This window comes from Peribacillus sp. Hz7 (genome assembly GCF_042136355.1).
GTDB classification, from domain to species: Bacteria; Bacillota; Bacilli; order Bacillales; family DSM-1321; genus Peribacillus; species Peribacillus asahii_A.
In genome coordinates, this window is sequence record NZ_JBHHJV010000021.1 from 13159 (window position 1) to 39077 (window position 25919).

At 36.5% G+C, this 25919-nt stretch carries 25 protein-coding genes; 15 read left to right on the forward strand and 10 right to left on the reverse strand.

Annotated elements, in window-relative coordinates; genetic code table 11:
- Positions 1 to 44: 44 nt before the first annotated feature.
- The 3 genes from ACE199_RS19550 to ACE199_RS19560 all read right to left on the reverse strand — a co-directional run bounded on the left by ACE199_RS19550 (position 45) and on the right by ACE199_RS19560 (position 4346).
- The gene (locus tag ACE199_RS19550) at positions 45 to 2015 is read right to left on the reverse strand and encodes a methyl-accepting chemotaxis protein (protein WP_375351246.1); all 1971 of its coding nucleotides are present in this window, start codon (positions 2013 to 2015) and stop codon (positions 45 to 47) included.
- A gap of 175 nt (positions 2016 to 2190) precedes the next feature.
- Positions 2191 to 3834 carry a zinc ribbon domain-containing protein gene (locus tag ACE199_RS19555; protein ID WP_375351247.1) on the reverse strand — a complete coding sequence of 548 codons (1644 nt, stop codon included), beginning with the start codon at positions 3832 to 3834 and terminating at the stop codon, positions 2191 to 2193.
- Between the two features lie 23 nt (positions 3835 to 3857).
- Entirely contained in the window at positions 3858 to 4346 is a 489-nt protein-coding gene (locus tag ACE199_RS19560) for a zinc ribbon domain-containing protein (RefSeq protein ID WP_252291426.1), read from the reverse strand.
- A gap of 194 nt (positions 4347 to 4540) precedes the next feature.
- Here ACE199_RS19560 and ACE199_RS19565 point away from each other — a divergent pair, with 194 nt between their 5' ends.
- The 3 genes from ACE199_RS19565 (at position 4541) to ACE199_RS19575 (ending at position 8301) form a co-directional block, all read left to right on the forward strand.
- Positions 4541 to 5935 carry a zinc ribbon domain-containing protein gene (locus ACE199_RS19565; RefSeq protein WP_375351248.1) on the forward strand — a complete coding sequence of 465 codons (1395 nt, stop codon included), beginning with the start codon at positions 4541 to 4543 and terminating at the stop codon, positions 5933 to 5935.
- The gene (nagZ, locus tag ACE199_RS19570) at positions 5932 to 7248 is read left to right on the forward strand and encodes a beta-N-acetylhexosaminidase (RefSeq protein WP_375351249.1); all 1317 of its coding nucleotides are present in this window, start codon (positions 5932 to 5934) and stop codon (positions 7246 to 7248) included. The genes ACE199_RS19565 and nagZ overlap by 4 nt, the downstream gene beginning before the upstream one ends.
- A 255-nt stretch (positions 7249 to 7503) precedes the next feature.
- The gene (locus ACE199_RS19575) at positions 7504 to 8301 is read left to right on the forward strand and encodes an enoyl-CoA hydratase/isomerase family protein (RefSeq protein ID WP_252291420.1); all 798 of its coding nucleotides are present in this window, start codon (positions 7504 to 7506) and stop codon (positions 8299 to 8301) included.
- 129 nt (positions 8302 to 8430) lie between these two features.
- On the opposite strand, the gene ACE199_RS19580 is transcribed toward ACE199_RS19575, so the two are convergent.
- Positions 8431 to 9246, reverse strand: coding sequence for a hypothetical protein (locus ACE199_RS19580; RefSeq protein WP_375351250.1), 816 nt, complete (start codon positions 9244 to 9246; stop codon positions 8431 to 8433).
- A gap of 110 nt (positions 9247 to 9356) precedes the next feature.
- On the opposite strand from ACE199_RS19580, the gene ACE199_RS19585 reads away from it, so the two are divergent.
- The gene (locus tag ACE199_RS19585; RefSeq protein ID WP_127761811.1) at positions 9357 to 9539 is read left to right on the forward strand and encodes a hypothetical protein; all 183 of its coding nucleotides are present in this window, start codon (positions 9357 to 9359) and stop codon (positions 9537 to 9539) included.
- 20 nt (positions 9540 to 9559) lie between these two features.
- Positions 9560 to 10294: a polysaccharide deacetylase family protein gene (locus tag ACE199_RS19590; protein WP_375351251.1), complete on the forward strand. Its 735-nt coding sequence runs from the start codon at positions 9560 to 9562 to the stop codon at positions 10292 to 10294.
- A 119-nt stretch (positions 10295 to 10413) separates the two neighbouring features.
- Here the strand turns inward: ACE199_RS19590 and ACE199_RS19595 are convergent, their stop codons facing one another.
- Entirely contained in the window at positions 10414 to 12540 is a 2127-nt protein-coding gene (locus tag ACE199_RS19595; RefSeq protein ID WP_375351252.1) for an RNA degradosome polyphosphate kinase, read from the reverse strand.
- Between the two features lie 110 nt (positions 12541 to 12650).
- Here ACE199_RS19595 and ACE199_RS19600 point away from each other — a divergent pair, with 110 nt between their 5' ends.
- From ACE199_RS19600 to ACE199_RS19620, 5 genes are all read left to right on the forward strand, one after another.
- Positions 12651 to 12767: a peptide-methionine (R)-S-oxide reductase gene (locus ACE199_RS19600; RefSeq protein ID WP_375351253.1), complete on the forward strand. Its 117-nt coding sequence runs from the start codon at positions 12651 to 12653 to the stop codon at positions 12765 to 12767.
- A gap of 223 nt (positions 12768 to 12990) precedes the next feature.
- The gene (locus ACE199_RS19605) at positions 12991 to 13566 is read left to right on the forward strand and encodes a LysE family translocator (protein ID WP_375351254.1); all 576 of its coding nucleotides are present in this window, start codon (positions 12991 to 12993) and stop codon (positions 13564 to 13566) included.
- A 25-nt stretch (positions 13567 to 13591) separates the two neighbouring features.
- Positions 13592 to 14368 carry an AraC family transcriptional regulator gene (locus ACE199_RS19610; protein ID WP_375351255.1) on the forward strand — a complete coding sequence of 259 codons (777 nt, stop codon included), beginning with the start codon at positions 13592 to 13594 and terminating at the stop codon, positions 14366 to 14368.
- Between the two features lie 305 nt (positions 14369 to 14673).
- A complete protein-coding gene (locus ACE199_RS19615) occupies positions 14674 to 15657 on the forward strand; it encodes an MBL fold metallo-hydrolase (RefSeq protein WP_375351256.1) in 984 nt (327 codons plus the stop codon).
- Between the two features lie 93 nt (positions 15658 to 15750).
- Positions 15751 to 16134, forward strand: a complete 384-nt coding sequence (locus ACE199_RS19620) for a hotdog domain-containing protein (RefSeq protein WP_127761808.1) — start codon at positions 15751 to 15753, stop codon at positions 16132 to 16134.
- A gap of 193 nt (positions 16135 to 16327) precedes the next feature.
- On the opposite strand, the gene ACE199_RS19625 is transcribed toward ACE199_RS19620, so the two are convergent.
- Together ACE199_RS19625 and ACE199_RS19630 are read right to left on the reverse strand one after the other, a co-directional pair.
- Positions 16328 to 16771, reverse strand: a complete 444-nt coding sequence (locus ACE199_RS19625) for a hypothetical protein (protein ID WP_375351257.1) — start codon at positions 16769 to 16771, stop codon at positions 16328 to 16330.
- A 12-nt stretch (positions 16772 to 16783) separates the two neighbouring features.
- Entirely contained in the window at positions 16784 to 17134 is a 351-nt protein-coding gene (locus ACE199_RS19630; protein ID WP_375351258.1) for an ASCH domain-containing protein, read from the reverse strand.
- A 196-nt stretch (positions 17135 to 17330) separates the two neighbouring features.
- On the opposite strand from ACE199_RS19630, the gene ACE199_RS19635 reads away from it, so the two are divergent.
- Positions 17331 to 17744: a hypothetical protein gene (locus ACE199_RS19635; RefSeq protein WP_375351259.1), complete on the forward strand. Its 414-nt coding sequence runs from the start codon at positions 17331 to 17333 to the stop codon at positions 17742 to 17744.
- A 323-nt stretch (positions 17745 to 18067) separates the two neighbouring features.
- Here the strand turns inward: ACE199_RS19635 and ACE199_RS19640 are convergent, their stop codons facing one another.
- Both ACE199_RS19640 and fdhF read right to left on the reverse strand, forming a co-directional pair.
- Positions 18068 to 18547: a helical membrane plugin domain-containing protein gene (locus ACE199_RS19640; protein ID WP_127761805.1), complete on the reverse strand. Its 480-nt coding sequence runs from the start codon at positions 18545 to 18547 to the stop codon at positions 18068 to 18070.
- Positions 18548 to 18562: 15 nt separating this feature from the next.
- Positions 18563 to 21502: a formate dehydrogenase subunit alpha gene (fdhF, locus tag ACE199_RS19645; RefSeq protein WP_375351260.1), complete on the reverse strand. Its 2940-nt coding sequence runs from the start codon at positions 21500 to 21502 to the stop codon at positions 18563 to 18565.
- A 320-nt stretch (positions 21503 to 21822) separates the two neighbouring features.
- Here fdhF and ACE199_RS19650 point away from each other — a divergent pair, with 320 nt between their 5' ends.
- The 3 genes from ACE199_RS19650 (at position 21823) to moaA (ending at position 24065) form a co-directional block, all read left to right on the forward strand.
- The gene (locus ACE199_RS19650; RefSeq protein WP_127761803.1) at positions 21823 to 22167 is read left to right on the forward strand and encodes a Na-translocating system protein MpsC family protein; all 345 of its coding nucleotides are present in this window, start codon (positions 21823 to 21825) and stop codon (positions 22165 to 22167) included.
- Between the two features lie 13 nt (positions 22168 to 22180).
- Positions 22181 to 22987, forward strand: coding sequence for a formate dehydrogenase accessory sulfurtransferase FdhD (gene fdhD / locus ACE199_RS19655; protein WP_375351261.1), 807 nt, complete (start codon positions 22181 to 22183; stop codon positions 22985 to 22987).
- A gap of 67 nt (positions 22988 to 23054) precedes the next feature.
- Positions 23055 to 24065 (forward strand): GTP 3',8-cyclase MoaA, encoded by a 1011-nt coding sequence (moaA, locus tag ACE199_RS19660; RefSeq protein WP_375351262.1) that lies wholly within the window; start codon positions 23055 to 23057, stop codon positions 24063 to 24065.
- Positions 24066 to 24263: 198 nt separating this feature from the next.
- Here moaA and moaC read toward each other — a convergent pair whose 3' ends face one another.
- Entirely contained in the window at positions 24264 to 24749 is a 486-nt protein-coding gene (gene moaC, locus ACE199_RS19665; protein ID WP_375351263.1) for a cyclic pyranopterin monophosphate synthase MoaC, read from the reverse strand.
- A gap of 137 nt (positions 24750 to 24886) precedes the next feature.
- Here moaC and ACE199_RS19670 point away from each other — a divergent pair, with 137 nt between their 5' ends.
- A complete protein-coding gene (locus tag ACE199_RS19670; RefSeq protein ID WP_375351264.1) occupies positions 24887 to 25903 on the forward strand; it encodes a molybdopterin-synthase adenylyltransferase MoeB in 1017 nt (338 codons plus the stop codon).
- The last annotated feature ends 16 nt before the right edge of the window (positions 25904 to 25919 follow it).

The following is a 25919-nucleotide window of genomic DNA, read 5'->3' on the forward strand; positions in this document are numbered from 1 at the left end:
AGAAAAGGAGTTCTATTTCTTATGACAAGATGATTGCTTTTATATTAGTTTGTTTTAAAGTGATTTACCTTACTATGTAATTGTTTAGAGTTTTCACGAAGCTGATAAATACTGTCGGTCATATTGTTCATACGTTCATTTTGGATGTCACAGTTATCAGAGATGCTCTGGATATGATGTTGTGCTTCATGAGACGCACCCGCAATCGTTTCAATAGCGGCATTCATTTCTTCTGTACCGGCTGATACTTCTTCAGTTGCTTGTGTAATAGATTGAAGTTTCTCAGTTATACCGCTTATTTCCTTCAGCACATGTAAAAATGATTGTCCTGCTTCTTCGGTAATTTCCTTTCCAGTATCTACATAATCACTGCTAATGTGCATGTGGTTGGCTGAACGTTCTACCTCATGCTGCATTCTTCCAATCAATGCTTGAATTTGCTCTGTAGCTGTATTAGTTTGTTCTGCGAGTTTACGAACTTCTTCAGCTACAATGGAGAATCCTCTTCCATGCTCACCAGCGCGAGCCGCTTCAATGGCTGCGTTTAATGCTAATAAATTAGTTTGTTCCGAAATAGCTGAAATAGTTGATAAGAATGAATTAATTTCTACTGTATTAGATTGAATCATCCCGATTGTTTCCGATAGGATGTGGACGGATTCATCAATTGTTTTCATTTGGTTCACTGCGTCATTAATAACACGGTATCCTGTTTCAGCAGCTTCTTTTGTTCGTTCTGATTGTTTAAATAATTCACTAGACACTTCAGTGACCTGTTGAATATTAAGGGCAAGCCCAGTTGTCGTATGTACGCATTCATCTGTCATTGCTGACTGTGTAGCAGCTCCTTGTTCAATTTGTTCTACTGATTCTGATACTAAATGTGTTTGCTTAGCGGTTTCTTCCGTAAGCGTTGACAATGAAGAAGACGAATCTAAAACATTGGCTGCCGTTTGCTTGACCCCGATAATAATTTCTTGAATTTGCGATAATGTCTGATTGAAAGCAGATGCAAGCTGGCCAATTTCATCTTTTCTATGAACATCCAGACGCATCGTTAAATCTCCTTCTCCATGACTAATCTCTTCAAGTGACTTTGTCATCATCTCAAGCGGTTTTAATAATTTTCTAACAATGAAATAAATGGCTAGTATGACAAGAATAATACTTATTAAGGCTGCAAGCATTGTATACAATTGCACAGTGTCCATCACTTCATTAGACAGGCCGACAACTAGCAGTTGCCCATTGGATAATGATTTGGAAAAATACATAACACGTTGATTATTGACTTCACCATTCCACTGTTTATTGGTTTCAATATTGGAATCAAGTGATAATTTTTCATTTGTTGAAACGATGACCTCACCAGATTTACTTAAAATAGCTGCATATTTTACCGTATCGCCTAGTTCATCTTTTAAGCTTGCAATCATTGGGGTTATGCCGATTTGTTGATCTAATTCTTGCAGCGTTGCTCCGTCGCGTCCGACTTGTACAATACGTTCATCATTCCAACCTGTTACACCAACAAATTTATATAATTTACCGTCAACGGAACGTTCAGTTGCTTTTTGAGTGACCACAGATTCTTCACCAGAAATCAATTTCATAAATTCATAGGCTTGCCCGTCGGGATCACTGCTGAAATTAAAGTCAACCTTCTTCGCCATATTTGTTAAAATCGTATTACCATGTTGGTCTGTAATCCAAAACTCATCGATTCCAGATTTTTCAGATAACTCAACCAACTCTTCATAACTTGTTCCTTTTTCAAATAAAGAAGCAGTCATTACAGCCTGTCCAATCATTTCCTGCTCTAAAATGGATTCTGCTTTCTCGCGTGAAATAATGGAATCTTCTATATTCAATTGAATGGTTGACACAATCGCCTCACCTTTTTGTGTCAAAGACTGTTCCACTTGCTTTGTTAAAAAGAATGAAAAACCTCCAAATACTACAATAAGTGATAGAATAATAGGAAGTAGAATCTTCCATTTTATAGAAAATGCCATACGCTACTAACTCCTTTCTGTGCCAAATTAACTATTAATAGCTACTATCTACCTATTTTACAAAATACAGATAATTAAATGTGGATAAATTGGAAATTATTTTTGACATATATGTTACAGAAAAACCCCCTATTCATTTCCTGTTTTTAGACAGTAGGAATAGGGGGATTGTAGATTATTTACTAGTGTTAGGGAGAAGTTTCGTTAAATAGCTCCCGATGAATCCAATCACATAAGCAAAAAGGAAACTAGTGATAAAAACCCTAATGGTACCAACAGCGAGTGAAAAGTTAAAAGCGGTCTTTCCTTCATTCATAATATCCATCATTCCTTCAATATGAATCGCACAAGCAGCAGCCAATGTAGCAGTGAATAGACTGTAGACTAGGCTGAAGACAGCAAGAGATTGGAAAGAAGCTTGATTGGATTTCGCTAGTGAATAACCCGCAAATAACAGCAATAATACTGGAATTAAAACAGCAAGCTTTAGGTAAAGATCAAGATTAGTAAAGGATAGAAAGTATTCCAAACCAGACATATCTTCGTTTAGCGCGCTACCAGAATAATGAAAACCAGAGAAAATAGAGTAACCGATTTCTCCACTTTCCCCTTCAGCATCTACTTTGAGAGAAAGAGGCGCGAAATGAAGCATACTGTATAGAATGGATGATAGTTGTATACCTATATACGTAGCAAACACTGTTGTCTTTTCTAATAGTTGACTAAGTCCTGGGACATCAATCCATTCAAAAATGAAATTACTTTTCCATTCATTCAATTTACTAGCAAGGATGATGACCATAATAACTGAAAGCGTTAGGAATCCTCGTGTAAAGGAAGCGAAACCTTGGTGGATAGCCCCGCCGTACGGAATGAGGTTTTCTAAATGCTTTGTCATTTGACGGAAATTAATACTAAACAGCATACCTAGTAAACTGAATACTGCTCCCATCATAAAACCTTTAAAAATAGCTGCAAAGAACGAATATGAAGTATCGATATTGAATTTAATGTTTGTTCCCTCATCATTCATTTGAAAATCATAATTGAATCCACTGAACAATGAAAAAACAGTAAGGAGTATGCTATAAATAAGTCCGATCCCAATAGCTCCTGAAAGAAAAGATTGGATAGAAATGGTTGTATTCTTTCTTCTATATAAAATACCGCCAATAAATAGAGCTAACATTGGGAATACCATAAATAATATATAAGTAAAATGAACACTTAATTTGCCAGTGAATGTCTCGTCAGATATAAAATTACTTTCCATTTGCGCTTCATAACTTGGAGAAATGATATGTGATAACATCACACTATCCGTAAAACCAAATAGATTGCCTAGCGGTTTAATAGTAGTATCTGTCCCTTCTGAGAAATCTTCTAAAAGACTTAAGGGACTGTCCATCATAGATTCTTTAAATAATTCTTCATAGAAATTATTAATAGATACATAAGATATGTAGTTTAGAACGAGCATTAAAAGAAACGCTGTGATGGCTGGAATGAGCGCTTTCTTCAAGACATTCTTTGAAAGCAATGAAGAAAAAGAGAACGAGCCAAACTGAATAGGTGTACTTGCAGGTTGTACTAAAAGTTTTCCTTCTGTCGCTTTTTCAAATTTTAGTAGTGTGTGACCACAGCTTATACAATAATTATCAGCACCCTTCGTTTCAGCACCGCAATCTGAACAGAAAGTGGCGTCTTGTCTTACTACTTGCAATTGCTGTAAAGATTGAGGTTTACTAAGTGCGGTTCCATCGTGAGAGCAATAATTACTCCAATCTGGATTTGATTCTCCGCATGTTTTACAGTACATAGATGATTTTCTCCTTTCGTTATTTACACTACTTTTGTGCCACAACAGTTACAAAATACTGCGTGTACAGAAATTTGTTCTTCACAAATTTGGCAAGGAACTGTTTCAGTGACGACTGCTTGCTCAGGTAGTTCCACTTTTGTACCGCAACTTCCACAAAACTTATCATCACTTGTAATGGTTGCACCGCAGGAAGTACAAGAATGGTCCGCTGTTGAGTATGCATTTAGTTCGGTAATCGCTTGTTGTGCTTTAAAAATGCTACGATCTAAATCAATTAATGAAGCTACTTTATTGGAAAGTTCATCAGATTGGATTTCATTGCACCGTAGTTTTTTGTATAATTCTTCTCCTAATTGTAAAAGAATTTCATTACGCTTTAGGCTTGCTTCTTGAATGATTCTTTTATGCTGGTTAATACCTTGAGCATTTTGAAACTTTTGCTTATTCGTTTGAAGGCTATCTTGAATTTTATTAAGCCCGCTTCCTAATTTTTCATGCAAATCGTTCATGTTTTTTACTCCTTCATTTACTTTAAATAAAATTGATTATATAGTTTATAAGTCATATATAGATAGTGAGAAAAATAGTTTTTTATTCCTTAAATCTAGTTGTATGACAGTATTATATACTATAAAATTATCAAATATATGTGGTTTTTTCATGTTATACCAAATTTAATCAAAAGAAAAGTGAGGCAAACATAGTGCATTGTAATAATTGTGGTGAAAAAGTAAAAAAGGAACAGACATTTTGTACTAATTGTGGGGTGACTATCCAACAGTTGGAGCCAATGGCTCAACAGAGGTCTGACATTCGGGTACCTGTTTCCTTTCTAAAGTCCAAGAAATCTAAGGTTCTAGCAATTATTGGCTTGCTTGTAGTTGTACTAGGCTTTGGTGGCTATACAACACTTCAAGCATTGAATAAACCAGTTAAAACTGTGCAGAAATTTGAAAAAGCTGTGGAAACAAAGAATGCGAAAGAATTAGCAGATTTATTAAATAGTGGTCAAGAATTGATGGAAGTGAAGGAAGCGGACGCTACAATGCTTCTTCATTATTTTGAGGAAAATCCGGATATATTGGCAGAGACAAAATCGAGTTTACGTAAAGAATCACAGCTACTTGAAAATACAAATATTCTTCGTTCTAACAGCGAAGGTCTTTTAACACTAGTAGAATCAAAGAAAAAATGGGGCATGATTGAACAATATGGTTTAAGCTTTCAACCTGTTTATATTAAGGTGTATACTAATCAAGATAAAACAATGCTTTCCATTAATGATAAAGAGCAAGGAGAATTGAAGGAAAGTGACGAGAAAACAGTGGGACCGTTGTTACCGATTGAACATGAGGTGAAGGGGGCTTACAAAGGCCAATATGCGACAGTAAAAGATGTAGTCGAGGTAGATCCAATAGAAGAAGATACTCATAAAATTTCTGTTGAGTTGGATTTAACTGGGGATGAAGTGAGTCTCTATTCCAATATGGATCAGGCAACTGTATTTATCAATGGAAAAAGTACAGGAAAAACGGTAGCAGAACTTAATACTATCGGTCCAGTTTCTACAGATGGATCTCTGAAAATTCATGTTGAAGCGAAAGTGGAAGGAAAGACGTTGAAAAGTGAGACAATCGCTGTAACGGAATCTGATGAAGAACTAGATCTCTTTATTGATGATAGTGCTATTCGCGAAGCGGCTGAAAAGAAAGCAGAACAAGCAGCAGCGGCAGAAGAAGCGAAGCAAGATGCCATATCAGAAATTGAATCGGTTATTTATGATCATTACAGCTATATTTCGTATGATAACTATTCCGCAGCGTATGATTTATTCAGCAAAAGCCGTAAAGATAAAAATAGCTATTCAAATTGGGAGAAGGGCTTGCTCGAAAATGATTATAATGATGTGAAAAAGGTAGTGGTAGATTCTGTAAGTGGAGATACAGCGACTGCCTCTTTTGAAATGGTCTCTCGTGATTCAACGGAGGATGGAACACTGGTACAAACTTGGAGAGGAAAATGGCATCTAGTAAAAGAATTCTCTGGATGGAAGCTTTCGAAGCCAGAGATTAAATTATTAGATTCCAGAACAGAATGATGATTAGTAAAAAATATAAACTATTTTCTTTGATTGCACTTGTACTGGCTCTGGCTGTTGTGTGGTTTCAATTCAATAACAGCTCGAATCGAACAGAAGCTCCTGATGAGAATCCAGTAGAGCATAAGGAAAAAGCAGTGACTGAAGATGCCGAAGTGGTGGAAAAAGAGAATGATGAGGAGAAAGTACCTGCTACAAGTACGGATCCAAAGGACAAAGTAGAGCAGCTGATCGAAACGATGACGCTTGAAGAGAAGGTCGGGCAGTTAATGATTGTTGGTTTTGATGGAACAGAAAAGAATAATCATATCAGCGAACTCATTGAGGAGAAAAACATCGGCGGAGTAATTTACTTTGACCGTAATATGTCGTCACCGAAGCAAGTAGCTGAGCTGTCCAACTCCTTGCAGCAGTCAACGGGCAATAGCTCTACTCAGCTGCCGCTTATGCTTGCGGTCGATCAAGAAGGCGGGGATATTGTGCGGATGCGAGAGCAAGTCTCACCGATTCCTTCGCAGCAAAAGCTGGGCAATCATGCCAATGCCAAACAAGTTTATGAGGTAGCTAAATTAAACGGAGCAGAGCTTGAATCAATGGGGATTCATATTAATTTTGCGCCAGTACTTGATTTATCGACAACAGATAGTCGTTCGTTTGGGAAAGATCCAGAAAAGGTATATCAATATGGAAGAAAGGCCATCCAAGGCTTAAATGATTCCTCTATTACAGGGGCATTAAAGCATTTTCCTGGGAATGGTCGCAGTAATATTGACCCGCATATTGAAACGTCTTCTGTAGAATCAACACAGCTTGATCTCGAAAATTCAGATATTTATCCATTTAAACAGATTATTAAGGAAATGGATAATCAGAAGTTTTTCGTGATGGTCACGCATATTAAATATCCAGCCTATGACCAGGAAAAGCCAGCGAGCCTTTCACATGCCATTATTGAAGATTTGCTTCGTGAAAAGCTTGGATATGAAGGAATCGTCATTACCGATGATCTAGAGATGGGAGCTGTGAATAAATATTTTTCCTATAAAGATATGGGAAAAGAGGCACTATTAGCTGGGGCGGATATTTTGCTTGTATGTCACCAATATGAGAATCAGCTTGAAGTGTATAACGGCATTATTGAAGCCGTTCAAAAAGGTGAGATTCCAATGGAGCGCATTGATGAAGCGGTCGGGCGCGTTTTGACGTATAAATTAAACGCGATTCACGGAACTGTGGTCAATCCGGAACAAGCAGAAAAAGTTGTCAAAAGTACAGAACATGTCAATTATATAAGAAACCTTCAGTTGAATTGAATGATTGCAAAAGCCCTTTCTGAAACGGAAGGGCTTTTGCTTTAGATAATCACTTTGTAGAGTAAAATAAATCTATAATAATTCGCTAATTTTTTATAAAATTCGATAAATTAGAATTGCTGTTGTAGTACAATAACATATATAGAGATAAAAATAACTACAGATTCCATCCTTTTTATACTATTTTGCACTATAATTGGTATAAAGGAAAAGGGTAGTCATCAACAAGAAAAGAAATTAGGGAGGAAATGCAGCATGCAAGTACAAACGACTCGAATGGAAGAGGAACAAGCCAAAATTATTCTTCAAGAAACAGCAGGGTTAGCGATTATTACAATCCATCGCCCGCATTTAAAAAATGCCTTAACAGCGAATATGTGGGATCAATTAGCGGATGTTGCTTTGAAAGTACTTGAAAATCCGAAAAATAAAGTGCTGTTGTTAAGAGGATCGGGTGAGCAGTTTACGGCTGGATCAGATATTAAAGAATTTAATCAATTATCTTTAGAAAAAGCAGAAGAGGCGTTTGTGCATATGGAAAAAACGATTTCGACAATTGAACGCTTACCGATTCCAACGATTGGAGTAATTAACGGTCCTGCGATGGGAGCTGGACTTGAATTAGCCTTAGCTTGTGATATTCGAATTGGATCAGAGAAGTCTAAACTAGGGATTCCTGTAGGGAAGTTAGGGATTACATTAAATAATAAATTTGCGCAAAGACTTGTGAATTTAGTCGGTCCAAGTTTAACGAAGGATTTAGTATATACAGGTCGGATGTTAAAAGCGGAAGAAGCATATCGAGTAGGGATGCTGAATTATTTGGTAACGGAAAAAGATTTGAACCGTTATGCTATCAAAATGGGAAAATTAGTCGCTTCTATGTCTCCTGCATCATTGCTAGCGGTTAAGACGTCTGTACAAGAATGTATCGACAGTGCACCAGTTCTTTGGAAAGGGTCTACACCGTTTGTTGATCAGAATGATTTCCCTGAAGGCGTTGGAGCATTTGTAGAGAAACGCTTACCTCGATTTACTCGTCGTACACAGTAATGAGCTAAAAAGACGACTCACATTCATCTTGAATTTGTGAAGTCGTCTTTTTTAGCTCATTGTTGATTTTGAATTAAAAGGAAATCCCGCGAATCTTTATGAATACCCCGTCAATTGATGAAATATACTCTAATTTACTTTGGTCTTGCCAACTGAGGAAACATGAACGTCAATAGAAGCAAATTCGATATTAAAGTGGTGAAGAAAATTGTGCTGAATTTCTAGTTGAAGCTGTTCGAGCATGTTTGGTAAATGATATGAGATAGGAGAGACGACAGAGACGTTTAAGCTTGCTGTCGGTAGTCCTTCTACCTGTACGTGAATAGAATCAAGATGGTCTATATACGGATTGTTTGAACATGTATGCTCAATAATATCGATAAATGCCTTTTTCTCGATTCGGATATATCCTTTATGAAAGTCTGGACGAACAATAGTTGTTTCCCCAATTTTCTCTTTTTTAGGGGAAAAGATATCCATCCCTTTATAAACTAATCTTTTGAAGAAGTTTTGCCCCACTTGTCTATGTGGAATCGGCATAATATGTTTTCCTTCTGTTTTTCTAATAAATTGCGCCATCTTGATTTCACTGGAAGAGCGAATCTCTTCTACATAATAATAATGATTGATATCTCCTAATTCGAGCCGTTTAGCAATTAACTTGGTCATTTTGTCTGATGTACCAATAATAAGCATCTTATTGATTACGTAAATTTTTAAAGCTTCCTGTACTTCTTTTGCATGTAAATCATCGGAAAAAATGGCCCGTCTTACTGCAGTTACCGTGTTTTTCTCAAACTTTGCTGATGTACCGGCTATCTTTTGGCCATGTAAAATTAATAGCCCATCATCAATAATAGCAGGAATTTTATGCTGGTCAGCAAATGCAAGGGCACTTGTACTTTTACCAGTCCCGCTAGGTCCACTTAATGAAAAAATCTCCATATGTATACTCCCTGTTTTTAGTTCCATTATATAGTTCATGAAGGGATTGTTCAAACGAGCATAATTCTTCTTACTAATCTCATACTAGAAGGTAAGAAGGAGGGATATCCATGGCTAAACGTACAAAAAAGAATGACGCGGATCAAAAGAATAAACAAGGATTTGATTCAAGCAAAACAGATTCAGAATTCTCTCAGGAATTTGGGAGTGCTAATGCTAATCGAGCACACAAACAGAAAGCAAAAAAAGAAAAAGCATCCAAAAATCAAGGTGAATGGAAAGGCATGCATTGATGTGCCCTTGTTAGCGTTTTATGAAAAAGATTGCGATATTTGTTCTATGTATACTGATTTTATTTCTTCCACTACAAGTGTTTGCGGAGCGAAAGGTACCGATTTTACTTTATCATTCGATTGATGAGTTTAAGGGGCATGGCTCTAAAGAGTTGTATGTAACGCCAAATAATTTCGAGCAACAGATGGTGTATTTACGAGATCATGGTTACACATTATTAACTTTTGAGCGATGGCAAGATATCGATAAAGTAAATAAACCGATTTTCATTACATTTGATGACGGATATAAAAATAATCTGAATGCATTTGCTGCTTTTCAAAAGTTAAAAACTGAGCGCTTTAAACCAACTGGTACAATCTTCGTTATTTCTGATTTTATCGGTCGTTCGAACCGGTTGTCACAGTCGGATTTAAAAATGATGGCCGATTCAGGCTTAATCTCCATTCAGTCTCATACGGCTACACATCCTTATTTGACACAAATAAAAAATTATGGGTATGAACTGAAAGAGTCCAAAGATAAAATTCAGCGAATAACAGGAAAACCAGTTATTGCTCTTGCATATCCGTATGGAATTTTCAATGACAAGGTTGTTGCAGAAACGAAGAAGTACTACTTATTTGGACTGACAACAACGCCCGAACTATTTTCTAAAAAGGGTATAAAAGATGAACTCTACCTCTTACCGCGAATCTATATCAAGTATTCAACGACACTTGATGATTTTGCCAAAATCGTGGAAGGAGAATGAATACATTGGAAAACGGGAAGAAAATATCTTCCCGTTTTTCTATTAAGGTTCTGTTACATAACGTATAAATCAACAATATTCATTCACATAGCCTATATTAAAATGAAATCACTCTAACTTTATCTGTTGATTTCCTCTAGTTCTCTTGCATGTTGGGCCATTTCATATAAGATGAGTTGACTATTTACTTCTCTTTCATCCGCTGCTTTTTCAACATAATGATAATAGCCTGAATTATTTTGTTCCCGTGCTTTTACATTATCGGCTAACATGAGCTTTACCCATGTTCTAATTCGTTGTTTTAAATGACCTTTTAAGATAGGAAATAGGATTTCTACACGGTTTTCCATATTTCGTGTCATCAAATCGGCTGAAGATAAATAGACTTTTTCTTCTCCGTTATGATGGAAATAGTAGATACGAGTATGTTCTAAAAAAACACCCACTATGCTTCGCACTTTGATATTTTCACTGACTCCTTTAATTCCTGGGCGCAAACAACAGATTCCACGCACAATTAAATCGATTTTTACACCAGCATTAGATGCTTCATATAGCTTCATAATAAGGTTTTTATCAGATAAAGAATTCATTTTGGCGACAATATAGCCGTTTCCAAATTGTTTATGGAATTGGATTTCTTTATCGATTAATTCAATAAATTGATCTCTAATATCAAATGGAGCAACAATTAAGTGATGGTAGTGTGGCTTCTCCATATGCCCGCTTAAATAATTAAAAAAGTTCGTAGCATCAATTCCAATTTTCTTATTAGAAGTAATTAATCCCATATCTGTATAAAATCTAGCTGTTGCATCATTATAATTGCCTGTACCTAAATGAACAAATCGCTCGATTTTATTTTTTCTACGACGCACCACAAGGGTAATTTTGCTGTGGGTTTTTAAATGGGTCATTCCGTAAATAACATGACAGCCTGCTTTTTCTAGTTCCTTTGCCCAATGGACATTGTTTTCCTCATCAAATCGAGCCTTTAACTCTACTAAAACAGTGACCTGCTTGCCATTTTCGGCGGCTCGTTTAAGGCTTTTAATAATCGGAGAGTTCCCGCTTACTCGATAAAGGGTCTGCTTAATCGCCAAAACATCCGGGTCACAGGCTGCCTGTGAAATAAACTCAATGACCGGTTCAAATGATTCATATGGATGGTGCAGCAAAATATCTTCCTGAAGAGCAGCGTCAAAAATATCTTGTTTTCCTACTAAATCTTTTGGAATGTGTGGAATGTATGTTGGCTCGCTTAAATATCCATGAGTGGATTGAATCTCATTACAAAAAGAAAATAAAAATGTTAAGTCAAGAGGAGCTTGGACAAAATACACATCTTTTAAATGAATCTCTAGTTCGTCGATTAAATAATTTACGACCTGTTTGTCGTGCTCAGGATTTTGTACCTCTAATCGGACAGGTGCTCCCCATTTGCGTTTTTTTAGTTCTTCTTCAATTTCTTGCAGCAAGTCCTCCGCTTCATCTTCGTGAATTGTTAAATCAGCGTTACGCGTGATGCGAAAGGCTGTTACAGATTTTATTTCATAGCCGCTGAATAATTTATGAATAAAACGAGCGATGACTTGTTCTAATAATACAAACGTTCGTGTATCGTTTTCTGAAGGCAATTCAATATAACGTTTAATGACAGAAGGAACTTGGACAATGGCAAGCTTTCCTGAAACAGATTCAATATCGATATTTTCTTCCTTGTCTCCAATGATAATCGCTAAGTTTAGCGATTTGTTTGCTAACATTGGAAATGGTCGGTAGGCATCGATTGCCATCGGTGTTAATACGGGAAAGATGTGCTCATCAAAATGATTTTCTAAAAAAACTAAATCTGTCTTGGATATTTCCGTAATTGGAATGATGTTTATTTGTTCGTTTGCTAGAAGAGGAGCAAGATGTTTCTTGTAGATATGGTCCTGTTTTTCGATCAACTCATGTGTAATTTCAGAGATTGATTCCAGCTGTTGTACCGGTGTTAATCCTGCCTTATTTTCAGGACGATTAAACCCTGCTTTTACTTGATCGAGCAACCCAGCTACACGAACCATGAAAAATTCGTCTAAGTTGGAACTTGTAATAGCTAAAAATTTGTATCTTTCTAGTAAGGCATTTTGGCTATCCATTGCTTCTTCCAATACCCGTAGGTTAAAGGCCAACCAACTTAATTCACGATTATTATAAAAAGAAGGATCTGCAATATTAATGGTTCTATCTAGTACTTTCAAGCTGTGTACAACTCCTTATATGTTACTATCTAGTCATATTGTAAGATATATGATGAAGAAAAATGTAAAGATTGTATATTAATCGTGTGAATTTTTTGTAAACTCATGGAATGAGGAGAATGGAAGTTCGGGTAAAAGCATCAAATGTTCATCTTGGGCATATTTTTGATAATGGTCCTAATCCTGATAGGGCACGCTATTGCATAAATCTTCGGTTTGTTCCCTAAAATAGTATTTACATACAAAGGCAAGAAAATCTATTTTACTAAAAATTTGATTCTACTTCAACGAACGGAGTTTAGTTTAATATAGGTAAGAGTTGTTTAATACGTATCAGCACCGTAAATTTGTAGAGCTAACTTTACAGAGCAATCCTGCAATAATGTACTATAAAGCATTTAATTTTAAGATGTATATTTATATGAGAATACTTTGAAAGGAGTTTTCCTCATGAATATTACGTCTTTTTTAATTTACTGTATTATTGTTACTTTTACACCAGGGCCTACTAATATCGTCATATTATCTACTGTGCATCATTTTGGAACAAAAAAGGCAATGGAATATACGTATGGAGCAACAACTGCTTTTGGTTTACTACTTGTTATTTCTGCTATGTTGAATACTTTGCTTATAACGATCATACCAAAGATTTTAATTGTTATGCAGATAATCGGAAGCTTTTATATGTTCTATCTCGCTTATCAAATTTACAAGGCGGATACATCAAAACCAAATGTAAACCAATCTGGTACATTTAAATCAGGCTTCCTTATGCAGTTTTTAAATCCCAAGGTGGTCCTATTTACAATGACTGTAATTCCGAGCTTTATTACCCCACACTATACCGCAATGCCTGCGGTGACTATAAGTGTTTTCGCAATAATTCTTATTGGATTTTTGGCATTTATTACATGGATTCTTTTTGGTTCAATCTTCAAGAAGTTTTTACAGAGTCATAGTAAGATTGTTAATGTAATGATGGCGTTGTTTTTAGCTTACTCTGGAATAATGATATGGTTGTAGCGAGGTCAAATAAGAGGTGAACTTAATGGATAGATTTACCTATAAGAAATCAGCAGGTGTTACCGCATTATCAGCAAGTATTACTGATTTTACATATAAAAAGCACTCTCACAAGGAATATGCAATAGGTGTAACATTGCGTGGTATTCAACATTATAACTTGGATGGCAGTTTACAATTATCCTACCAAAATGGTGTTATGCTTTTTAATCCAGAACAGGCACATGACGGAATGGCACATGATGAGACAGGACTTGATTATGTTATGCTGTATATTGAGCCGCAATTGCTTTTAGAGGCTACCCGGCAAAAGGATATAATACGTTTTTCAACCCCAATCGTGTATGATGCTAGACTCCAACAAAGAATATTAAGTCTCTCCAATGCAATATTAAGCGAGAAAGATGAGGCTTTGTGCAATGAATTACTCTTATCCCTCACAGATAGTCTTATTCAACCGAATCTTTCTACAGAAAATAAGAAAGATAACGCTCTAGTTAGAAAAGCAAAGGATATGCTTCATACTAACTTACAAAGTGTACTTAAACTTGACGAGATTTGTAAGGAGCTTGATTTATCGAAGTTTCAGTTTATTAGATTATTCAAGGCTCATACTGGAATTTCACCGTATCAATACTTTCTTAACTGCAAGATAGAACATGCAAAGCAGTTAATAGAAAAAAATAGAGATATTTATTCAGCAGTAGCTGAGTGTGGTTTTGTTGATTTAACCCATTTAAATAGACACTTTAAAGGCGTATATGGAACAACAGCATTTGAATATCTATCACATTTAAATTAAGGAAAAGCTTTTTTATTATTGAATTAATCGTTAGAAGGATTTTTGTTTTTGAACGGTTTAGTACAAAACCACCTACACCAAAGGATGTTGAAATCCTTACTACACAGGAAGCATATTGTTGGAAGGAGCAATTTGAAGTCGGCGTGTAGATAAGGTTTATACAAAATCGATAGATATAGCAAAAAACATAAACCAACAGTTGTAACTCCAAACGAAGAACCAATAACCTTATTTTTACTATTATGTAAATATGAGTGATATAATTGATTGAACGTTCAGTCATTAAATGTAAGGAGGAATAGCTTATGAAAAAATCTAGTATTATTTTCTTTGAAAGAAAATTTCCCAGTGCAAACATGATCCTTATTAAGGATAAGCTCCCAATCCTTATTGATACTGGTTTTGGGAGTGAGGCGAAAGATACAGAACAATTGATTAAAGAAGCGGGCGTTTCACCAGAGGAATTACACCTTATTGTGAACACGCACTATCATAGTGACCATGTAGGCGGCAATTCTTATTTTCAAAAAAACTATGATGTTACGATTGCTGCTCATAAATGGGATGCCAATTTAATTAATTCTTGTGACCCTGAAGCCTGTAGTGCAGAATGGTTAGATCAGCCTGTAGAGCCTTATCGAGTCGATAAAAAGCTCTCAGATAACGATGAGATTTATACAGGAAGTAGAACTCTGAAAGTCATACACACACCGGGACATACGTTAGGACATATTTCTTTATATGAACCTGAAGAAGAGGTATTAATTTGCGGAGATCTCTTTCACAACAATGATATCGGATGGTTAAATATCTTTCGAGAGGGTGTTTCATCTATCCAGCGATCGATAGAAAGTTTGGATCGGTTGTCCAGGCTCCGGATTGGGCGGGCCTATTCAGGACATGGACCTCAAATAGAGAATCCTAGTGCTGCGATTGATGCAGCAAGGGAGCGGTTTGAAAAGTGGCTTATGACGCCAGAAAAAGTTTCATGGCATGCCATCAAAAGGATTTTTGCATTCACATTAATCATTAAAAATGGATTGGCAAGAGAAGAAATCGATAGCTACCTACTAAAGTGTGGTTGGTTTCAGGATTTTGCACGCTATTCTTTCCAGCTGCAACCTGAAGAATTTATTCCAATCCTGCTTGATGAAATGATTCGTTCCAAAGCAGCGAGCTGGAACAATAATTATTTAATCGCTACGACTCCATACCAAGTACCACAAGAGAAATGGATGAATAAGAACATAAAGCCGAAAGATTGGAAGCCTCAAGATATTCTTACATAAAAAAGAAGTGGAAAGTGTCGAATACCGCTCTATATTATTTGAATATTTTGATTATTGACTATACAGCATAAAACCTTCAGGAGGGAAATCTATATGTCATTAAAAGTAGGAGATATCATTACATTTGAACGAACTTTTACAGTAAGGGATGTTGAATTATTTACAGAGATTTCAGGTGATGAAGGAATTCATCATATGACCCCGGATGAACAGGGAAGACTTGTTGTTCAAGGGTTATTAACCGCAACTCTACCAACAAAAGTAGGTGGAGATCATAACGTACTGGCTCGTACTATGAATTTTGAGTTTTTAAGACCTGTGTTTACAGGGGATACAATCATCTGTGAAGTAAAAATTGAAAAATACGAAAGGCAAGAAAATAAAAATAATAGAACAGCTATTATGGCATCCTTTTTATGTACAAATCAGAATGAAAAAGAAATACTAAAAGGGGACTTTGCAGGTGTAATCCTTTAAATTGCTTATATTTTCTTCAACTAACGAAGGCGTTAATTCAATAAGAAAGGGCATTACATATTAGGTCAGATAAAATATGTAATGCCTTTTATTTTAAAAACTTAGCTTTTGATAAGCTTAGGAACCTCACTTCTTTGTTAGAGAAAATAATAATTTAGATCGAAAGACCAAGGCTATGAAGATTTTTTACTTGTTATGCCCACAAAGCCGGCTTTACAACCATAAACCAAAGCATCGTAATGAGAAGGATAATATATATCCAAATAGTTCGCTGAAGTTTAGCAGCTAGTTTCTCTTTATTCGCGTCTTTTTCTTGAAACTTCCTAAGTGTTGGAGAGAAGGCACGCGCAAGAAAGAATAATGAACAGAATAAAATCAAAAGCGTCATGATAATCCATGATGTATTCCATGTCCATGGACCGGACATAACGAGTAATATACCTGATATTACTAGAACATGACCTGAATGCATCGCAAGTCGAACGACAAATCGGAATGTGCCCAGATAGGCATCCACTTCTTCTTTTCCTACTAAGTGCATTTTTTTAGAAATCGGCAGGAGAATAAAGAAAGGACCGATGGATACGATTACGCTTAGAACATGAATATATAGTAAGAGTTTGTACAATAAATCCATTTCTTTTGCCTATTAATCGGTAACTGGGCTAAACTCATGCACCCAAACTCTCATTTGTGGAAGCCATGGCATTCCTGGATGAATCGAGAGGATAGATTGTTTGTATTCTTCTACCGTCTTATATCCCTCCTGACGCGCATGTTCATCTGTTAATTCACCTAATGATTGAGAATATACACGATTTACGATGAACTTTTTATCGTTTAGCACCATTATTTCACCTACATCAGCATATCTTCCATTTCGGCGCGTTGCTGTTTTGCGGCCTTCGATTACTTTATTAACATCTTCAGGCATAGTGACAAGTCTTTCAATTGTACATGTTTTTGGAGGCAGTGTATTCAGTTCTTCATGATTTGACATTGAAAAATCTCCCTTCATATCTAGTTTCCCTTTAAATGTACCATATTTTTGATGTGAGAAAAGACTAATCTTTGTTGCTTCGGATTCTTTTATCTTCTCTTTATCTCGAAGTATTATGTGGAATTTTCCAAAATTCCAGGCTTGTTTAAGTAAAGGGAATATCTCATTTAATCTCATAATATGATGGAATATCTATATGAGAAATGGGGCGATTGGATTGCAAATGGATGATTCTTTGATTACAAGGGACAAGTTGGTACAATATGTTGAGCTAAGTCGCAAGAAAAAAGAAGTAGAAATGCAATTGGAGGCTTTAAAGAAGGACTTTAATAAATATTTCGATTATTTAGTTGGAAAGCATAGCAAGGGTGAAGTAACTATTAGTGATTATAAATTGCAAAGACAAGTAAGGAAAATGGAGAAATTTGATCGAGAGATAACGGTCAATCGATTAGAAGAATTGAATTTAAAGGATTTAATTCAAAAAAAGCCTGATGAGGAGAAGATAAAGTCAGCACTAAATTTAGGGCTATTAAAAGAGAATGATTTAGAAGGCTGTGTGATTACAAGTTCTTCACAGGCGATATATGTTAAACAAATAGATTCATAGAAAGTGTGTGCCAGTTGTACCTAATATTGATAGGGATTGTCAATCATGAACGCCCTAAAGAGAAAATAATTTCTCTTTAGGGCATTTTTTATATCTAAAATTTAAAAAAGGATGTAGCTTGAAAGTTTCGAGTCCATTTGTTTAGCATAGGGCCACACTGTATAACAGAGCTATTATCGGAAGAAAAGAACACCTCCAGAATGGTGAAATCAAGATTCTGGAGGTCAATCAAGAATATGTTCAATTTTAAATAGAACTTCTGGTTTCTTATGGGGATAAGATTATTCCAGTACGAGTTTTTTCCTATTATAAAAGAGGTTATCTTAATGCTTTAATTCTTTACCCATTCCTTTTAGGAAATGGATACCAAAGCCAAGTGCTCGATTAATATCAGGATCATTTAATAGTTTAACTAGGTCCATTACTTTAACTTTTTTATCAGTTTGCAAATAGTCATTGGCTTCATCCATACCTTTCATGGCACTATTTACAAGCTTTGTTATTAATTCAGGATCAGTCTTCATGAGGGCACCTGTTGCCCCCATAAGTGTGTTAATTAAATTGGTCACCGGTTCTCGAGAGACTTGGTGAAGCGCAATTTGGGCAATCTTTTCTTTAGCTTGAAGCATGGAATCAGCTGCCTCTAGAACACCAATATCGTTTAGCTCGCCCACAATGGTCAGTACTTTGTTTAAGGCTTCATCGTTATTGGCAAGAAGTGTTGTTAAGGCTTCTAGCTTTTTTTGTTTCTGTTCCTCCTCGGTGAGAAGGTTTTTTTTGATTTCTGTAATAGGTTGAGCCATATTTATTTCTCCTTCCTATTGATTTGTTAGATGGACATAGCCCGGACGAGCCCATTTCCGATTAACCTCAACTCCATTTTGAGGATAACGTTTTTTATTCCGTGGATTCGTAGATGGCAGTGGAACTGTTCCGCCTTCACTGAGCACTTCCATACGAACTTTTGTTTGTTTATAAGCAGGTGTATTTGTTCGTTGATCGAATATAGGACCTGTTAAAAAGTTAATAGCGGACTCTTTATCTACCGAGTTCATCGGAAGGAAAAGCTCGTTTGCTTTGACACGATCTGTAACAAGTGCATTTAATTTAACGGCTCCAAAAGGAGAGACTAATCGTACAATTGCACCATCATTAATTCCGCGCTCTTCGGCAAGTTCTGGTGAAACTTCAACAAAAATCTCTGGCACTTTCGATTGGATACCTTTGGATTTGTTTGTCATATTCCCTTCATGGAAATGCTCTAGCATACGTCCATTGTTAATATGCAAATCATATTCTTCAGGGAATTCTGCAGGCTCTACCCAGTCCGATAAGGCAAAGCGTGCTTTCTTATCTGGAAAGTTAAATCCATCCACATAGAGAAGTGGTGTGCTTACTCCTTCGAAGCTGCCCCATAGGAAGCTGTTCCAACCTTCTAGTACTTCATAATTGGCTCCGCTGAATAATGGAGATAGGCTGGCCATTTCATCATAGATGTCACTTGGATGATTGTAATTCCAATTTGCGCCTAGACGGTTTGCAATTTCTTGAGTAATCCACCAGTCCGGCTTAGCATCACCGAGTGTTGGGAGTGCTTGATATAATCGTTGAACACGACGCTCTGTGTTTGTAAATGTACCATCTTTCTCAAGAGATGGAGCTCCCGGTAATACGACGTCCGCATATTGAGCCGTTCTCGATAAGAAGATATCTTGGACAACAAAGAAATCAAGTTGTGATAAAACTTCGTGAACATGATTTGCGTCGGAGTCTACGAGAGCCATATCTTCACCAACAAGGTACATCGCCTTGATCTTTCCTTCTTCAATAGCATGAAGCATTTGAATGTTATCGAGGCCTGGTTTTCCGTCAATTTCTACACCATAAGCCTTTTCAAATTTTGCACGTGCGGTATCATCGGTAATATGTTGATATCCTGGAAGCCAGCCAGGAAGAGTTCCCATATCACAAGCACCTTGTACATTGTTATGACCACGAAGAGGATAAGCACCTGCACCTGGACGACGGTAGTTTCCTGTAGCAAGAAGTAAATTAGAAATGGCTGCGGAAGTATCAGAACCACCGGTATTTTGTGTAACGCCCATTCCCCATAGAACACAAGTCCCATCAGCATCACGAATCATTTCAGCGATTTGAATAAGCGTTTCTTTTGAAATACCTGTCACTTGTTCTGCGTAGTTAAGTGTGTATTTCTCAAGTACTGTTTTGAAATCTTCAAAGAAGTTTACGTTTTCTTCGATAAATGTTTGATCATGCCACCCTTGGTCGATGATATACTTTGTCACAGCCATCAACCACACTTGGTCCGTTCCTTGTTTGGGGCTAATAAAGATGTCGGAACGCTCAGCCATTTCATTTTTACGAAGGTCTGCTACGATAAGTTTTTGACCATGAAGTTTATGTGCTCGTTTAACACGAGTGGCTAATACGGGATGTCCTTCTGCTGGATTTGCTCCAACGATAATAACAAGTCCCGCTTGAGCAATATCTTTGATTGTACCGGCATCTCCACCCATTCCAACTGTACGGAACAAGCCGTCAGTTGCAGGAGATTGACAGTAACGAGAACAGTTATCGACATTGTTTGTTTCAAATACTTGTCGTGCGAGTTTTTGTATCACATAGTTTTCTTCATTTGTAATTTTTGAAGACGAAATAAATCCTACAGAACCTTTTCCGTATTGCTGCTTAATGGAGCCTAGTTTACTAGCAACTAAATCAAGTGCTTCTTCCCAAGTTGATTCTACGAATGCACCATCTTTACGGATCAATGGTTTTGTAATTCGTTCCTCCGAGTTAACAAAATCCCAGCCGAACTTTCCTTTTACACAAGTAGATATTGCGTTAACTGGAGCATCGGAGACAGGTTGAACTTTAAGAATCTTTCTTCCTTTTGTCCATACTTCAAATGAACAGCCTACGCCGCAGAAGGTACAAACGGTTTTCGTCTTTTTCGTACGTGTGTCACGCATAGCTGCTTCTACTTCCGAAATAGCAAAAATACCGCTATACCCTGGTTCTACTTCTTTTACTAAATCAATCATCGGACTAAGCATCTCGTTTTGGAGACCTGTCATAAATCCAGCTTCGCCAAGCATAGACTTTTCCATCAAAGCGTTGCAAGGACAAATCGTTACACATTGACCACAGCCTACACAAGATGAGTCGTTAATAGAGACCCCATCATCCCAAATAACACGAGGGCGCTTAGCTTCCCAGTCGATAGATATTGTCTCGTTTACTTGAAGGTTTTGACAAACTTCTACACATTGTCCGCAGGCAATACATTGGTTTGGATCATAACGGTAGAACGGATGGGACATGTCGACAGCATTTACGTCCACTTTAGGTGTGTAAGGATATTTTTGATGTTCGATTTCCATCAATTCGGCAGTATTATGTAATTTACAGTTGCCATTATTATTATCGCAAACAGTACAATACAGCAGATGGTTTTCTAGTAGGCGATCCATTGCTTCTGTTTGTGCAGCTTTTGCACTAGTTGAATCTAATTCTATGTTCATTCCGTCTAAAGCGACCGTTGAACAGGAGCGTACAAGTTTCCCGTCAACCTCTACAATACAAGTATCACATGTTTGGATAGGATCAACTTCAGGTACATAACAAATTTGCGGATGAGCGATTTTTTCTTGATTAATAATTTCCAATATGGTTGAGCCGAAGCCTGCTTCATATTCGACATCATTGATTTTTATATTAATTTTAGAATGTGTCATTTTCTTCCCCCCTCTTGCCTGTTAAACAAAAAAAACCACCACGAATACACATCTTGATTTTCAGAAAAAATGATGTGTAATCATGGTGGAATAGAGTATTAGCAGAACTTACTAATAGACCAATCCGATCCATTTAAAATGTAGTTTAATAATTGATAGAGCGGTAACAAACTCATTATTATCGTTCCATCAAATCTTATTATGATTATATCGTTGACTTTAGAAATATACAAGATTTAAAAAATGCTGTAAATGCTTTTCCACTTTTATTTTTTTATTTGTTGCTTTATGATTAGAAAACTATAGGAGGATGTTTATTTATGTCAAAAAAAGTTCATGAATTTAATGATATCATCCGAAAGCTTCGTAAAGATCTTTTTGGAAAAGGACCAGAAAGAATTCATACGGTTTTTGTTGAAAATATGGCTATTTCAACGTTATACGGAAACCTCACTCCTACAGAAACTTTTATAGCAAAAACTTCAGAAGGACGTGAAATGGTTCATTTAGCTAGAACAAAAATGATTCAAGATGTGTATAGTGAGGGCCCTCCTGAAGGACTGGAGGAACTAGTAGGAGCCAAATTTGTCCATCTGTTTTCAGATATCAAAATTGAAGAGAATATTGCAGTTTCCGTCTTTGTTTTTGATAAAAATATCACTTGAAGGGGAAGTTGAAATGAAGACGATCGTGAAGAAAAGGGAAATTCTCAAGTTCAGCGATGGACAACTAATTGATGCTGAAGATACAATTGTGACCGAATTTCCTATTACGGTTAAAATCAATGAACAAGAATTTGTTACGATGGTTTGTACTCCCGAGTACATTGAAGATATGGTAATTGGTTATTTAGCATCTGAAGGTATTATTCGAAAGTATGAAGACATTAAAGATATTTGGATTCAAGAAAAAGAAGGGTATGCGCATGTGAAGATTGATAAGTTGAATCCGTATTATCAAAACCTTCAAAATAAACGGTATATCACTTCGTGTTGTGGAATGAGCAGACAAGGCTTTGTTTTCGCTAATGATGCTCTTACCGCTAAGAAAATGAATGACATTCGAGTGACAATCTCTCCTGATGATTGTTTCCGTCTCATGAATAATATGCAAAATTCAGCGACTACTTTTCATGAGACAGGGGGAGTCCATAACGCAGCATTATGTAATAAAAATGGATTTTTATTAAGTCGTATGGATATTGGGAGACATAATGCATTAGATAAAATATATGGGTATTGTTTGAAAAATAATATTCCGATTGAAGATAAAATCATTGTGTTTAGCGGGCGAATATCTTCAGAGATTTTATTAAAAGTAGCGAAAATAGGATGTGAGATTGTCCTTTCTAAATCTGCACCTACCGAATTGGCATTAAATCTAGCAGAAGAATTAGGAATCACAACGGTAGGGTTTATTAGAAATCAATCTTTGAATATATATACTTGTCCGAAAAGGATTTGCTCAAATAGTAAGAAATTATAAATAAAACATGTTATTATATATAACATGATAAGTAAGGTTCGCTATCAGAGATGAGAGGTGAGAAAACATGCAAGCTAGTATAGCTGATACATTGCAGCGCCCCCTAAGAGATTTGCGTTTATCTGTGACAGATCGTTGCAACTTTCGCTGTCGATATTGCATGCCGGAAGAAATATTCGGAAGTGATTATCCATTTTTATCTTCGGAAAAAATTTTATCCTTTGATGAAATGGAACGATTAACCTCTATATTTGCTTCTTTAGGCGTCCAGAAAGTGCGTATTACAGGAGGAGAGCCATTATTAAGAAAGAATCTTCCTGAGCTGATTTATCGGTTGAAATCAATAAAGGGAATAAAAGATATTGCAGTGACAACGAATGGATCCCTGTTGAAAAAATTTGCATCTAAGCTATTTAATGCAGGATTATCACGAGTAACCGTCAGTCTTGATTCATTGGATGAGGAACGATTTCATCAATTAAATGGTCATAGAGGTACGGTAGCAAGTGTTTTAGAAGGTATTGAAGCCGCATCTAATGCAGGATTAGAAGTGAAAGTAAACATGGTTGTTCAGAAAGGACAGAATGATCAAGATATTGTTTCAATGGCTGAATATTTTAAGGAAAAAAAGCATACGCTTCGTTTTATTGAATATATGGATGTAGGAAATTCAAATGGCTGGAGAATGAATGATGTCGTTACGAAACAGCAGATTCTAAATAAAATTGGCGAAGTAATGCCTCTAGAACAGATTCAGCCGAATTATCCAGGTGAAGTAGCAACTAGATATCGATATGTAGACAGTAATCAAGAAATTGGAATTATTTCATCAGTTACCGATTCTTTTTGCTCAAGCTGTTCAAGAGTGCGTGTTTCAGCTGAAGGAAAGCTATATACGTGCTTATTTGCATCGAAGGGCTTTGATTTGCGTGATTTATTACGTTCAGATAAAGCGGACGAAGAGGTTGCTAAGGTTATTACAGATATTTGGAATCATCGTGGCGATCGGTATTCAGATGAAAGAGGAAATGGAAAGAAGAAACGTTCAAAAGTAGAAATGTCTCATATTGGTGGTTAGTATCCCGAAGAGTATGAAACAAGTTGTCTATGAAAAAGGGACTGCACTTCAAAGCATCTGCTCTTAGTAGCTAGTCCCTTGTTTCATGGATTGTTTTTGGAAAATAAGAAACTATAAAATTTTCAACACGTTTCGGTGTCTAGTCTCAGGCGTCATTGGCTCTATAGTCTAGTTAAGCGCTTTTCTTAAAATAGGTCATTACTTTTCATGAAAGAAGTCGCCGCTTTTTCCTCCTGTTTTTTGGACGAGCAAGGTTTCTTTAATAACCATTGTTTTATCAACGGCTTTACACATATCGTAAAACGTGAGAGCAGCGATGGATGCGGCAGTTAATGCTTCCATTTCGACTCCTGTTTTTCCACTGCATTTAACAGTAGCTTGGATGATTAAATCATATCCAGCCGCTTGTTGTTGATAATCAAAGGTGAAATCTACTCCTTGTAACATAATGGGATGACACATCGGAATGATGTCAGCCGTTTTTTTGGCACCCATAATTCCAGCAATTTGGGCTACTTGAAGGGGATCTCCTTTTTTAATTAATCCATTTTGAATGGCTTCATATAATTCATTAGAAAAAGAGATTGTACTTTGAGCGATTGCTGTACGTGTTGTGACATCTTTTTGAGAGATATCTACCATTTTAGGTCTTCCTTCTTCATTCCAGTGTGAGAAATTACTCATTCTTTGCCTCCTTGCTGTTTTTTAACATGTTTCTGTAGGTAGCTCAAGCGAATTAGAGGGCTTGTTACCTTGTTCTAATCAACCTTTAGCAGCTTGATTTATGAACTTACAATAGAGTACGAAAGGAGGGAATGTCAATGTCAAATCGCTATTCAAGGCAGCAGCTATTCAACCAGATTGGTATGGAAGGGCAAGAGAAAATCACCCAAAAGCATGTATTAATTGTTGGAGCAGGGGCATTAGGAAGTGCCAGTGCTGAAGCATTTGTCCGAGCAGGCATTGGCAAGCTTACTCTGATTGACCGCGATTATGTTGAATGGAGTAATTTACAGCGTCAACAATTATACAATGAACAAGATGCTAGATTGAAGACGCCAAAAGCAATTGCTGCTAAAGAACATTTACACAAGATTAATTCAGAGGTTGAAATTGAAGCGCTTGTGATGGATGCAAGTGCAACGAATTTAGAGCGTTTGCTGCATAATGTGAACGTAATCATCGATGCTACAGACAATTTTGATATTCGTTTTATTTTAAATGACTTATCTCATAAACATAATATACCTTGGATTTATGGGTCTTGCGTTGGAAGCTATGGAGCGACTCATACGATTCTTCCAGGAAAAACACCATGTCTACATTGTCTATTAAAGTACGTTCCAGTCGGTGGAGCTACGTGCGATACTGTCGGAATTATTAGCCCATCAGTACAAATCGTAGCGGCTTATCAAGTGGCTGAAGCATTTAAAATTCTTGTAGAGGATTTTTCATCACTTCGAAATACTTTTTTGACTTTCGATGTATGGAGCAATCAGCATTATTCTATTAAATTAGACAAAATAGAAACGGCGGACTGTCCATCCTGTGGAACGATTAGAACGTATCCTTATTTGTCTTATGAAAACCAAACAAAGACGGAAGTATTATGCGGAAGAAACACAGTTCAAATTAGGCCGAATAGACGTAGTCAGCCTAATTTCGATCAGTTGCAAAAACAATTGCAAAATCATGGAACAGTTGAGCAAAACCCTTACCTGTTGTCTTGTCAGCTTCAGGATTATCGTATGGTTGTTTTTCGTGATGGTCGCGTTTTTATTCATGGAACAAATGATATCCAAGCGGCCAAAAATCTTTATTATCGTTTATTAGGATAGTAGAAGGAGTGAGCAT

Bases quoted from the DNA above. Each gene is read 5' to 3' on its own strand.
- nagZ (WP_375351249.1), top strand. From the start codon at position 5,932: ATGATGATTAGTAAAAAATATAAACTATTTTCTTTGATTGCACTTGTA.
- moaC (WP_375351263.1), bottom strand. From the start codon at position 24,749: ATGAGTAATTTCTCACACTGGAATGAAGAAGGAAGACCTAAAATGGTA.
- ACE199_RS19555 (WP_375351247.1), bottom strand. From the start codon at position 3,834: ATGTACTGTAAAACATGCGGAGAATCAAATCCAGATTGGAGTAATTAT.
- fdhF (WP_375351260.1), bottom strand. From the start codon at position 21,502: ATGACACATTCTAAAATTAATATAAAAATCAATGATGTCGAATATGAA.
- ACE199_RS19605 (WP_375351254.1), top strand. From the start codon at position 12,991: ATGAATATTACGTCTTTTTTAATTTACTGTATTATTGTTACTTTTACA.
- ACE199_RS19615 (WP_375351256.1), top strand. From the start codon at position 14,674: ATGAAAAAATCTAGTATTATTTTCTTTGAAAGAAAATTTCCCAGTGCA.
- moaA (WP_375351262.1), top strand. From the start codon at position 23,055: ATGCAAGCTAGTATAGCTGATACATTGCAGCGCCCCCTAAGAGATTTG.
- fdhD (WP_375351261.1), top strand. From the start codon at position 22,181: ATGAAGACGATCGTGAAGAAAAGGGAAATTCTCAAGTTCAGCGATGGA.
- ACE199_RS19635 (WP_375351259.1), top strand. From the start codon at position 17,331: ATGAGAAATGGGGCGATTGGATTGCAAATGGATGATTCTTTGATTACA.
- ACE199_RS19550 (WP_375351246.1), bottom strand. From the start codon at position 2,015: ATGGCATTTTCTATAAAATGGAAGATTCTACTTCCTATTATTCTATCA.
- ACE199_RS19630 (WP_375351258.1), bottom strand. From the start codon at position 17,134: ATGTCAAATCATGAAGAACTGAATACACTGCCTCCAAAAACATGTACA.
- ACE199_RS19575 (WP_252291420.1), top strand. From the start codon at position 7,504: ATGCAAGTACAAACGACTCGAATGGAAGAGGAACAAGCCAAAATTATT.
- ACE199_RS19560 (WP_252291426.1), bottom strand. From the start codon at position 4,346: ATGAACGATTTGCATGAAAAATTAGGAAGCGGGCTTAATAAAATTCAA.
- ACE199_RS19600 (WP_375351253.1), top strand. From the start codon at position 12,651: ATGAGGAGAATGGAAGTTCGGGTAAAAGCATCAAATGTTCATCTTGGG.
- ACE199_RS19610 (WP_375351255.1), top strand. From the start codon at position 13,592: ATGGATAGATTTACCTATAAGAAATCAGCAGGTGTTACCGCATTATCA.
- ACE199_RS19580 (WP_375351250.1), bottom strand. From the start codon at position 9,246: ATGGAGATTTTTTCATTAAGTGGACCTAGCGGGACTGGTAAAAGTACA.
- ACE199_RS19625 (WP_375351257.1), bottom strand. From the start codon at position 16,771: ATGGATTTATTGTACAAACTCTTACTATATATTCATGTTCTAAGCGTA.
- ACE199_RS19670 (WP_375351264.1), top strand. From the start codon at position 24,887: ATGTCAAATCGCTATTCAAGGCAGCAGCTATTCAACCAGATTGGTATG.
- ACE199_RS19620 (WP_127761808.1), top strand. From the start codon at position 15,751: ATGTCATTAAAAGTAGGAGATATCATTACATTTGAACGAACTTTTACA.
- ACE199_RS19585 (WP_127761811.1), top strand. From the start codon at position 9,357: ATGGCTAAACGTACAAAAAAGAATGACGCGGATCAAAAGAATAAACAA.
- ACE199_RS19640 (WP_127761805.1), bottom strand. From the start codon at position 18,547: ATGGCTCAACCTATTACAGAAATCAAAAAAAACCTTCTCACCGAGGAG.
- ACE199_RS19650 (WP_127761803.1), top strand. From the start codon at position 21,823: ATGTCAAAAAAAGTTCATGAATTTAATGATATCATCCGAAAGCTTCGT.
- ACE199_RS19590 (WP_375351251.1), top strand. From the start codon at position 9,560: ATGAAAAAGATTGCGATATTTGTTCTATGTATACTGATTTTATTTCTT.